This window comes from Flavobacterium sp. UBA7663 (assembly GCF_002483315.1).
GTDB lineage: Bacteria > Bacteroidota > Bacteroidia > Flavobacteriales > Flavobacteriaceae > Flavobacterium.
In genome coordinates this window covers 72,765-84,580 of the sequence record NZ_DLHR01000016.1, presented here as the reverse complement: position 1 = coordinate 84,580, position 11,816 = coordinate 72,765, and the positions used below count along the sequence as shown (strand labels likewise).

General features: G+C 33.4%; 7 protein-coding genes. 1 reads left to right on the top strand and 6 read right to left on the bottom strand.

Annotated elements, in window-relative coordinates; genetic code table 11:
- Positions 1 to 27: 27 nt before the first annotated feature.
- From clpB to fahA, 5 genes are all read right to left on the bottom strand, one after another.
- The gene (gene clpB, locus B2741_RS06740) at positions 28 to 2,679 is read right to left on the bottom strand and encodes an ATP-dependent chaperone ClpB (RefSeq protein WP_291136672.1); all 2,652 of its coding nucleotides are present in this window, start codon (positions 2,677 to 2,679) and stop codon (positions 28 to 30) included.
- A 222-nt stretch (positions 2,680 to 2,901) separates the two neighbouring features.
- Complete coding sequence (locus B2741_RS06735; RefSeq protein WP_291136669.1) at positions 2,902 to 5,508, bottom strand: N-acetylmuramoyl-L-alanine amidase; 2,607 nt, start codon at positions 5,506 to 5,508, stop codon at positions 2,902 to 2,904.
- 4 nt (positions 5,509 to 5,512) lie between these two features.
- Positions 5,513 to 6,355 (bottom strand): TolB family protein, encoded by an 843-nt coding sequence (locus tag B2741_RS06730; protein ID WP_291136666.1) that lies wholly within the window; start codon positions 6,353 to 6,355, stop codon positions 5,513 to 5,515.
- Positions 6,356 to 6,544: 189 nt separating this feature from the next.
- On the bottom strand, positions 6,545 to 7,726 hold the full coding sequence (locus tag B2741_RS06725) for a hypothetical protein (RefSeq protein WP_291136663.1): 1,182 nt from the start codon (positions 7,724 to 7,726) through the stop codon (positions 6,545 to 6,547).
- A gap of 200 nt (positions 7,727 to 7,926) precedes the next feature.
- Positions 7,927 to 9,213: a fumarylacetoacetase gene (gene fahA, locus B2741_RS06720; RefSeq protein WP_291136660.1), complete on the bottom strand. Its 1,287-nt coding sequence runs from the start codon at positions 9,211 to 9,213 to the stop codon at positions 7,927 to 7,929.
- Between the two features lie 112 nt (positions 9,214 to 9,325).
- Between fahA and glyA the strand changes: the two genes are divergently transcribed.
- Positions 9,326 to 10,600 carry a serine hydroxymethyltransferase gene (gene glyA / locus B2741_RS06715; protein WP_291136657.1) on the top strand — a complete coding sequence of 425 codons (1,275 nt, stop codon included), beginning with the start codon at positions 9,326 to 9,328 and terminating at the stop codon, positions 10,598 to 10,600.
- A 69-nt stretch (positions 10,601 to 10,669) separates the two neighbouring features.
- Here glyA and B2741_RS06710 read toward each other — a convergent pair whose 3' ends face one another.
- Complete coding sequence (locus B2741_RS06710) at positions 10,670 to 11,692, bottom strand: M28 family metallopeptidase (protein ID WP_291136655.1); 1,023 nt, start codon at positions 11,690 to 11,692, stop codon at positions 10,670 to 10,672.
- Positions 11,693 to 11,816 lie beyond the last annotated feature (124 nt).

The following is an 11,816-nucleotide window of genomic DNA, read 5'->3' as shown; positions in this document are numbered from 1 at the left end:
AGAGGATATTTTTGAAAGTATTGGAATTTATTTTACCAATTCACTTTCGTTTCTAAAAACTAACTGACCATCAAAACTGTCTAGCAAAATAATGCTGTCAACGGTAACTTTACCAGCCAATATTTCTTTTGAAAGTTGGTTTAAAACTTCGCGTTGAATTACTCGTTTAACTGGTCGTGCACCGTATTGTGGATCAAAACCTTTTTGTGACAAGTATTCAATTGCTTCTGGAGTTGTGTCCATTGTAATTTGTTGATGTGCCAACATTTTAATAACACTTTTCAACTGCAAACCAACAATTTCTTTGATATTCGCATTGGTTAACGGTGTAAACATTACGATTTCGTCGATTCTATTGATAAATTCTGGACGAACAATTTGTTTTAGCAATCCTAAAACTTCTACTTTGGCAGCTTCGGTTGCGGCATCAATTCCACCTTTTAGGTTTTCGAATTTCTCTTGTATAATGGCACTTCCCATGTTTGAAGTCATGATGATAATCGTATTTTTAAAATCCGCCACACGTCCTTTGTTATCTGTCAATCGTCCTTCGTCTAACACTTGTAATAAGATGTTGAACGTGTCAGGATGTGCTTTTTCAATTTCGTCTAACAGTACTACTGAATAGGGTTTTCTTCTTACGGCTTCGGTTAATTGTCCACCTTCATCATAACCTACATATCCTGGAGGAGCACCAACTAATCTACTTACCGAATGACGTTCTTGGTATTCGCTCATGTCGATTCTGGTCATCGCATTTTCATCATCGAACAAATATTCGGCTAATGCTTTGGCTAATTCGGTTTTCCCAACACCTGTAGTTCCTAAGAATAAGAACGAACCAATTGGTTTTTTCATGTCTTGTAAGCCAGCGCGGCTTCTACGAACGGCATCGCTCACTGCTTCAATAGCTTCTTCTTGTCCAACAACTCTTCGGTGCAATTCTTCTTCTAAGCGAAGAAGTTTTTCTCTTTCACCTTGCAACATTTTCATTACTGGAATTCCGGTCCATTTTGCAACGACTTCTGCTATGTCTTCGCGAGTAACTTCTTCTTTTATCAAGGAAGTTCCAGCTTGGTTTTCAGCTAATTGAATTTGTAAAACATCTAAACGTTCTTGTGCATCTTTGATTTTTCCGTAACGAATTTCGGCTACTTTTCCATAATCGCCATTGCGTTCGGCTTGTTCTGCTTCAATTTTAAAATCTTCAATCTCTATTTTTACATTTTGAATGTTATCTACAACATCTTTCTCGGATTTCCATTTGGTGAAAATCTCGTTGCGCTCTTCTTTTAAGTTGGCTAAATCCAAGCCTAAACCTTTTAATTTAGTTTCGTCATTTTGCCTTACTTGATTATATTTTTCAGAGGTGTTCGGCGAATCTTCGATTTCACGTTTGATGGCTTCCATTTCGATTTCCAACTGCATGATTTTTCTATCCAAAACGTCTAATTCTTCAGGTTTTGAATTAATTTCCATTCGCAATTTTGAAGCTGCTTCGTCCATTAAATCGATAGCTTTATCTGGAAGAAAACGATTGGTAATATAACGTTGCGAAAGCTCAACTGCCGCAATAATAGCATCGTCTTTGATACGCACTTTGTGGTGTGTTTCGTATTTTTCTTTGATACCTCGCAAAATCGAAATCGCACTTTCTGTATCCGGTTCATCGACCATTACTTTTTGGAAACGTCTTTCGAGTGCTTTGTCTTTTTCAAAATATTTTTGGTATTCGTCTAAAGTTGTTGCACCAATCGCACGTAATTCTCCACGAGCTAAAGCAGGTTTTAAAATGTTTGCGGCATCCATAGCGCCTTCTCCACCGCCAGCACCAACAAGCGTGTGAATTTCGTCAATGAAAAGTACGATATCGCCTTCAGCAGAAGTTACTTCTTTTACAACCGCTTTTAGTCGTTCTTCAAATTCTCCTTTATATTTCGCACCGGCAATTAGCGCACCCATGTCTAGAGAATAAACAATTTTATCTTTTAGGTTTTCAGGAACGTCTCCGTCAACAATTCGGTGAGCTAAACCTTCGGCAATTGCTGTTTTACCAACACCAGGTTCACCTACCAACATTGGATTATTTTTTGTTCTTCGGGTTAAAATTTGCAATACTCTACGAATTTCTTCATCACGACCAATTACGGGATCGAGTTTGCCACTTTTAGCCAGTTCGTTTAGGTTTTTAGCATATTTATTCAGTGAATTGTACGTTTCTTCAGCCGATGCGGAAGTTACTCTTTCTCCTTTACGCATTTCGTCAATAGCGGCTTGCAACCCTTTTTCAGTAACGCCTTGATCTTTTAAAATCTGTGCGACCTTGCTTTTCGATTTGAAAATAGCCAAGATTAAATGTTCGATAGAAACGAATTCGTCGTTCATTTTTTTGGCAATGATTTCAGCCTCGTTTACCGTAGTTCCAGCATCACGAGAAAACATAATATCGCCACCAGAAACTTTTGGAAAGCTTTGAATGGTACTGTCTAAAACTTTTTTGAAAAGCTCCACATTAACATTGAGTTTTTTCAAAATAAAAGGCGTAACGTTTTCGTCTACTTCTAAAATTCCTTTGAATAGGTGTTCGTTTTCAAGCTGTTGTTGCCCAAAACTTTGTGCAATTTGCTGTGCTTGTTGCAAAGCTTCTTGCGATTTGATTGTAAATTTATTGATGTTCATTTTTTAAATTATCTTTTTAGTTTGTTGCTTATGTTCGGAATTGTTCAATATGTATTCCAATGTGAAAAATCGGTCAAAATGACTGATTTTAAATGGTTTTATATTTAAAATAATGTCAAAATGACTTAAAGAATGTCAAAAGCAATGAGTTTTTGAAAAAAAATGAATAAAAAAAGCGCTTTCTAATTAATCAAAAAGCGCTTTAAAAAAGAATTATAAGTTTTATTTTTTAATGATTTGTTTTACAAATTCTTTACCATCAATAACTGTTCTAATAAAATAAGCTGAAGCAGGTAGTTCAGAAATATCAATAATTTTTGATTCACCTAAATAGTCTTCTTTAATTATTCGTCCATTATTATCAAAAATTATATAATGAATATTTTGAATATTAGTTTTATTAATTTTTAAATTCAAAATACCGTCTGTAGGATTTGGATATAATGAAAGCGTAACTATTTCTTCAAAATCTTTAATGTCTTGTGTAATTTTTGCAGATGTACAGTTTATCGCTACTACGGATAACGTTCCATTTGAATTATTTATCGTTCCATTTCCATTTTTTGCTTTTACATAATAAGTGTATGTAGTTCCTGCTGTAATTAGATAGGTGTTTAAAAATGTTGATCCAGTTATATCTGAAGCATATAAATTACCATTTCGATAAATATCATATGATGTAGCGTTTGTAGCTGCTGTCCAGGTTAAATTTATTGCACTTGTTGAACCACTACATGTTGGCGTTGCAGTTACAGTAAATGTTCCAAGTGGGCAACTTGTTGCAGTAGTTGATAATGTACCATTAGAGTTTGCTAATGTACCAATATTATTTTTTGCAACCATTGAATATGTGTAAGTTGTTCCCTCAGTGATGTAAGTATTTAAAAACTGATTTCCAGTTACATCAGTAGCATATAAATTGCCATTTCTGTATATATCATAGCTTGTTGCATTTGCAGATGTTGTCCATGATAAGTTTATTCTGCTTGAGCCATTATTACATTCAGAAGTTGTTGCAATTGTAAAACTTCCAGGAGCAGCACAATTTAATGCAACAACAGTTTGTGAACCATTTGAATTTGTGGTTTGAGTTGTAGTTGCATTTTTTGCTTTTACATAGTAAGTGTAAGATGTCCCAGTTGTTACAGCTGTATTTGTATATGTTGTTCCGGTAACACTACTTGCGTATAAAACACCATTTCTGTATATATTGTATGCAGTTGCATTTGATGAAGTTGTCCAACTTAATTTGTTTCGTGGTGTTCCTGTTCCGCTGCATTCAGGAGTAACAGTAAGTGTGAAATCTCCAGGAATTGGATTGCAATCTAAAGTTGTAATAGAGAGCGTTCCGTTTGAATTTGTAGTTTGTGTTGTGGTCGTATTTTTTGCTTTGATTGAATACGTATAATTTGTATTTGCTGTAACCGCAGTATTCGTATAGCTTGTGCCAGTTAAATCAGCAATATACAAAATACTATTTCTGTATAAATCATAAGCGGTTGCGTTTACTGATGTTGTCCAACTTAAAACAACACGTGGTGTAGTTCCATTACATTCTGGTGTTGCTGTTAATGTAAAACTTCCAGGTATAGCACAATTTAGAGCAACAACAGTTTGAGTTCCATTAGAGTTAGTGGTTTGAGTTGTGGTTGTGTTTTTAGCAACTACATAATACGAGTAAGAATTACCAGAAGTTACTGCAGTGTTTGTATAGGTTGTATTAGTAATGTTACTTGCATACAATACACCGTTTCTATAGATATTATAAGCTGTTGCATTTGTAGATGCCGTCCAAGTTAATTTGTTTCTTGGAGTTGCCGAAGTACTACATTCTGGCGTAACAGTTAATGTAAATGCTCCTGGTACAGCACAATTTAACGCTACTACAGATACGGTTCCATTAGAATTTGTTGTTTGTGTTGTTCCAGAATTTTTAGCTTTAATAGAATAAGTGTGGGTTGAACCAGCTACAACACCATTAGTATTTGTATACGTTGTAGTAGTAATATTTGAATCCCAAAGCGCACCATCTTTATATATATCGTAACTTGTTGCATTTGCCGAAGCTGTCCAGCTTAATACCATTCTTGAAGTCGTTCCGTTACATTCTGGAGTTACAGTTAAAGAAAATGCTCCTGGCGCAGCAACAGTTCCATTACATGTTATATTAAGATTTGATTTTAATCCAGTATAGTATCCTAAGGCAAATTGATCACGCCAAGTATCGCTTAACAATTTAGCTTTATCATTTGAATTATCAACAAATCCAATTTCGTTCAAACAAGCTGTTGTAGATCTACCAAATATTCCTAAATTGTCTCTTAAATATGGATTTCCACTATTTCTTTTAGCCATACTTCCTTTTAAGGCAAGTTCAGCATTCATAATATTTGCATAGGCTAAATGAACTGCTGCACTTTCAGTGTTTGCGGTTGTTTTTACAGCTGTTGAATAGTAAGTTTCAGTTCCAGTTGCTGTGCTTGTTGCTGAGGTATCATTAGTAGCATCCCCATCTGCGTTACAATGAATACTTATCAATCTATCGGCATTCCAATTCTGAGCTTGTAAAGCTCTATTACTAACATTTGACCATCCATTAACATTAGTTGTTCTTGACATATGAACAATTACTGATGAGCAATTATCTGTTAAAAGTGTTCTTAGCTTAAGACCTACAGCAAGATTTGTCTCAACTTCTGTTGCTGTTCTTCCATCCGGATTATCAGATACAGTTGCGCCATATCCATGACCAGGATCAATATAAATTATTTGAGCGTATGATGTGATTGATGTAATTATAATAAACAATAGAGTATATATTTTTTTCATAGGATTAAAATTTAATTTTAGAAGTTAATATATCACCTGTTTTTTCATCAGCATATATTATATTATTTTCATTTATAAAACTCACATTACTTTCAAATATGTTTTTGGTTGTAGTTACTTTTTTTGATTTGAAGTTTTTTACATCATACAAATAAATATCTGAATTAGATATTACGTGACCATCACTACTCTCACTCAAATAACCTATTAAATAATTATCATCCATTGACCATGAAGTTGCAATTCCAGGGCCTAATTTTGCAATCATTCCAGAACCGTCAATATTATAAACATAAACATCCGAGCCTTCGTGTACAGCTACTTTTTTTCCATCATGTGATAATGTTGCGCTATAGAATTGCCCTTCATTATTTGTAACAACCCATGATTTCATTGTTTTTAAATCAATTGCTTCAATTTTTAATGTTCTGATATTTGTATAAACGATAACATTATTTTCACCTTGATAGGAAGGTAAGTAGTTATGATTAATTTCAACCTTTTTAGTTTCTTTCGTTTTTATATTGTAGCTAAAAACTTCCGAGTCCATTATGTAACCATTTTCAGGTTTTACTTTATAGAAAATAGTTTCATTATCAGTTGACCAGCTATAGCCATATCCATTGCCTTGAGTAATTGTAATGGGAGTAATTTTTTTTGTTTTTAATTCCAAAATATAAATCCCAATAAAATGCTCACTTGTCACCAATGCAAGTTCACCATTTGGAGATGGAACTGGGTTTGTGTAAAAGTCATTAAACTCCAATTTTTTTGTTTTGGATAGCTTTTGAGTAAACCCATAGTTATTAATGATAATTAGAGATAAGAGTAGTAAAATTTTTTTCATTTCAGATTATTTTAAAATTTCTTGTAAACAAAATTAGAATAATTTATTAAAAATCAAATAGTTGAATATGTGTTGTTAATAATTTATTAAACTAAGTAAAGTTTTATCTATCAAAATGTTTAGGTTTAAAAACAAAAAAGCATTTGAAATTTACTTTCAAATGCTTTTTTTAGCGTTTATATTTTAAACTTACCTTCTAAACTTATTATTGGTAATAATACCTTTTAGTTTGGCTTTTAAATCTTCGCCGGTGTCATACACCATTTGTTCGTTACTTGGAAACGGAACAGCTCTTCTGTCAAAATATTGGTAATAATTTTCTTCACAAGCGCGTTTGTCTCCGTTATAATTAGCGTAGATATAGTCAAAAATAAATTCACTAGTTACCGGAAAAGCATCAATTAATTGATTGGTTCTAAAATCAATATAATCTACTTTTGCAGTTACTTGACACGATTTGAATTGCGTAAATTCGTAAATACTAACTGTAATAGTTTTCATATTGTCCACTTTAATTGGATTTCCTAAACTATCTTTTACCACATTTCCGTTTGCATCTAAGAGAGTTTTTAAACCATCTTTGATTTGCTTTTCTTTGATGAATTGTTTTTCTTTTACTTGTTCTGGTGAAATGTTGATTTGTCTAAAATTTACAATCATTCCAAAATCATAAGTAATGTTTTTTTGTTTGTTGTTGTGATAAACCGTCCATTTATCATTAATTCCATAGGTGCTAAAATCTAATAAATCGTCTTGTAAACGAGCTGGAATTACCATATTGGTTTCGTTTTTTGTATACACATGAACAAAATCAGTTCCTTTAAATTGTGCTTCATCCATTAATGCACGAACATCTTTATAACCCGGATTTAATTTATCCAAATACGCTAAATCATCAAAAGCTTGTCTAAAATCCATTTTGTTTTTAGAAGCCAATAGTTTTTTAGCATTAGCATATAAAAATCCCGAAAGATTATTTTTACTACTAATTAACTCATCCGAATAATCATCCATTGGAAAAATAGCATTTCTACCTTCTTTCAACAATTGCAGCGGTAAAAGTGGTTTTATACGTTCTTGACGGTTATGCAATTGTGAATAAAGATTAAAAATTCTTTCGTAGTTCGAAGGATTATTTTCTTTTATTAATAAGTTTAAAGATTCTAAATCGCGTTGCTTTGCCTTAGCAAAAGCTTCTTCTAGTAAGTAAACGTAATCTTGGTTTCCTTTAGAGTTTTTATTAGTTCTTAAACCTTCTAAAGCTCTATTTATAGCGCCGTCATAATCGCCATTACTTAGCATAGATTGAGTTTGCTTCACACCACATGAAACAATTAATAACGATAAAAATAATAGGGTAATTTTTTTCATAAAATTAAATATTTTGTCAAAGATAAAATTTTTTTGGAGCTAATTACTTCGTCAGTTCCCTTTTTTGAAGCTCGTGTCCTGCTGTACGTTCTATCTTTTTGTTTTTAAAGAAAAAACAAAAAGGATGCCACTTCCATCAGGGCTAAAAAATAAAACTCCGAAATCGTCTTTCGGAGTTTTGAGTATTTTATAAATTTGAATTAAAATTTCAATTCTACTGCGGGTAACAATTTACTAGAAACTTCTCCAAACCCAATTCTTAAGTTATCTTTTTGGCAAAATCCTCTGATAATTACAGTATCGTTGTCGTTGATGAATTTACGTTCGGAACCATCGTTCATTTTCAATGGTTTTTGTCCGCCCCAACTCAATTCTAACATCGAACCAAAAGAATCTTCTGTTGGTCCAGAGATTGTTCCACTTCCCATCATATCGCCAGAGTTTACTCTACAACCATTAATCGTATGATGCGCCAATTGTTGAGCCATTGACCAATACATGTATTTAAAGTTGGAACGAGAAACCACAGTTTCTACCGCATTTTCTGGCTGAATAGCTACTTCTAAATTAATATCAAATGCTTTTGCACCTTTTTGTTGTAAATAAGGTAATGGTTCTGGTGATTGCTCAGGACCTTTTACTCTGAATGGTTCTAAAGCATCCATTGTTACAATCCATGGTGAAATTGACGAAGCAAAGTTTTTCGCTAAGAATGGTCCAAGTGGTACATATTCCCATTTTTGAATATCACGTGCACTCCAATCGTTAAATAATACCATTCCGAAGATGTGTTCTTCTGCTTCTTCAACTGGAATTGGTTCTCCCATTAAATTCGCATCCGTAGTAATAAAAGCGGTTTCTAATTCAAAATCCACCAATCTTGAAGGTCCAAAAACAGGAGTTGTTTCTCCGTTAGGTAACGTTTGTCCATAAGGTCTGTGTACTGGAATACCTGAAGGAACAATCGTAGAACTTCTTCCATGATAGCCTACAGGAATGTGTAACCAGTTTGGTAATAATGCATTTTCTGGATCACGAAACATTTTTCCTACGTTGGTAGCGTGTTCTTTTGAACTGTAAAAATCGGTATAATCACCAATTTGAACCGGTAAAAGCATTTCTATATCAGCTACACTGAAAATAACAACTTCTCTATGTTCATTGTTGTCTCTTAATTTTGGGTTATTTTCATCGAAAAGTTCTGCTAAGCGATTTCTTACCAAACGCCATGTTTTTTTTCCATCAGAAATAAAGTCATTAAGTGTGTCTTGCATGAACATATCATCTGTAAGTTCAATACCTTCAAAATAACCTAATTGTTGTAAAGCACCCATATCGATAGCGCAATTTCCTATTCGGGTTCCTATTGTGATTACATCTTCTTTTGTAATGAAAACTCCAAATGGAATATTTTGAATAGGAAAGTCACTATTTTCAGGAACATTTATCCAAGATTTTCTTTTGGGGTCGTTTGCTATATTTGGCATAATTGTATTGTTAGTTTGTTGTTGAAAAATTATGAATCAAATATAAAATTATCTAGCAATGTAACAAACCTTTTTCGTAATTTTGACCTAATTTTAACGAATATTTATTGCAATGCAACGCGACGAACAAATTTTTGACCTAATTCTTGATGAACAAGACAGACAAATTCACGGAATTGAATTAATTGCTTCTGAAAACTTTGTAAGCGACCAAGTAATGGAAGCTGCAGGTTCATGTTTAACCAACAAATATGCTGAAGGATATCCTGGTAAAAGATATTACGGAGGATGTGAAGTAGTAGATATTATAGAACAAATTGCAATTGACAGAGCAAAGGCTTTGTTTGGTGCGGAATATGTTAACGTACAACCTCACTCAGGTTCACAAGCTAATACGGCTGTTTTTGCTGCTTGTTTGAAACCAGGTGATACTATTTTAGGATTTGATTTATCGCACGGAGGCCACTTAACACATGGTTCTCCAGTGAATTTTTCTGGAAAATTATACAATCCTGTGTTTTATGGAGTAGAAGAGGAGACAGGAGTATTGAATTATGATAAAATTCAAGAAATTGCGACTGCAAACAAACCAAAAATGATTATTGCAGGAGCTTCGGCTTATTCTCGTGATATGGATTTTAAACGTTTCAGAGAAATTGCAGATAGCGTTGGTGCTTTATTATTAGCCGATATTTCACATCCAGCAGGATTAATTGCTAAAGGATTATTAAATGACCCAGTTCCTCATTGTCACATTATAACAACAACAACTCACAAGACGTTAAGAGGACCAAGAGGTGGAATGATTATGATGGGGAAAGATTTCGAAAATCCTTGGGGATTAACTACTCCAAAAGGGGATATCAGAATGATGTCTCATGTTTTAGATATGTCGGTTTTCCCTGGAAATCAAGGTGGACCTTTAATGCATATTATTGCAGCTAAGGCGGTTGCTTTTGGAGAATGTTTAACTGATGAGTTTTTCCGTTATGCTATGCAAGTGAAGAAAAATGCACAAGCAATGGCAGAAGCGTTTAACAAAAGAGGTTATAAATTAATTTCAGGTGGTACAGATAACCACATGATGTTAATTGATTTAAGAAACAAAGGAATTTCAGGAAAAGATGCTGAAAATGCGTTAGTAAAAGCTGAGATTACAGTAAATAAAAACATGGTGCCATTTGATGATAAATCACCATTTGTTACTTCTGGTATTCGTGTGGGAACTCCAGCAATCACAACTCGTGGTTTGGTGGAAGAAGATATGGAAACGGTTGTAGCTTTAATCGATAAAGTTTTAATGAATCATACTGACGAAGCTGTTTTAGAACAAGTAGCTGAAGAAGTTAATGATTTAATGAGCGAAAGAGCAATGTTTGTATTTTAATCAAACATTATCCAATAAAAAAACTCCTGACTAATCATCAGGAGTTTTTGTTTTTATAAAGTTCGAGATTTATTTCCCGTCTCTATCTACTTTAATTCTTTCAGGACGATTGGCTAATTCCCATGCCAAACCAAAAGCTAATTGTGCACGTTTTGCTAAAGCATCGTATTCAATTTTATCTGGAGTATCGCTTGGTAAGTGATAATCTGCATGGATTCCGTTAAAGAAGAAAATAGAAGGAATTCCTTTTTTAGCAAAGTTGTAGTGGTCAGAACGATAGTAAATTCTTTCAGGATCGTTTCTATCGTTGTATTTGTAATCTAATTCTAACTGAGTATATTTTTTATTCACTTCTTCATTGATAGTATGTAATTCACTACTCAATCTATCTGAACCAATTACATAAATATAATTATTAGTAGCTGGGTGAAGCGTATCTCTTCTTCCAATCATATCAATATTAATATCCGCAACCGTATTCGCTAATGGGAATAATGGATTTTCTGAATAATATCTTGAACCGTGTAAACCATGTTCTTCACCAGTTACATGTAAAAATAAGATAGAACGTTTTGGTCCGTGTCCTTTTTTCTGAGCTTCTTTAAATGCTTGTGCAATTTCTAACAAAGCAACCGTTCCAGAACCATCATCATCGGCACCATTATAAATTTCACCATTTTTCATTCCCACGTGGTCGTAATGTGCGGAAATGACTAAAATTTCATCTGGTTTTTCTGAACCTTTAATGAATGCCCAAATGTTTTCTGAATCATTCAATTTTGGAGCAAATCCTCTTTTCATGAATTCAGAAGGTACTTTTTGGTAAAAATCAGTTGCTCCTGGAGGAAAACTGAGGCCCATTTTTTTGTATTCATTAATCAAATACTCACCTGCTTTTTTTTGCCCAGGTTCGCCTGTATTTCTTCCTTGCATTTCATCTCCTGCTACAATGTATAAGTGCTTACTTAGTTCTTCGGCTTTAATTGTAGTGATGTAAGTACCTGCATCTGCTGGTGTTTGTGTCTTTTGTGCAGAGGAACAACTTGTTAGTAACAAAGTTAGAACAGCACTTGAAAACAATATTTTTTTCATAGTTTTAGTTTGGTGTTTTTTAATGTTTTAGAACAAATATAAAAGGTTAGTAGCTAAAGTTAATTTTTTATTACAATCAATTCATAATTTTAACATTTTAAAATTAAAAAATCCCAAATTCAAT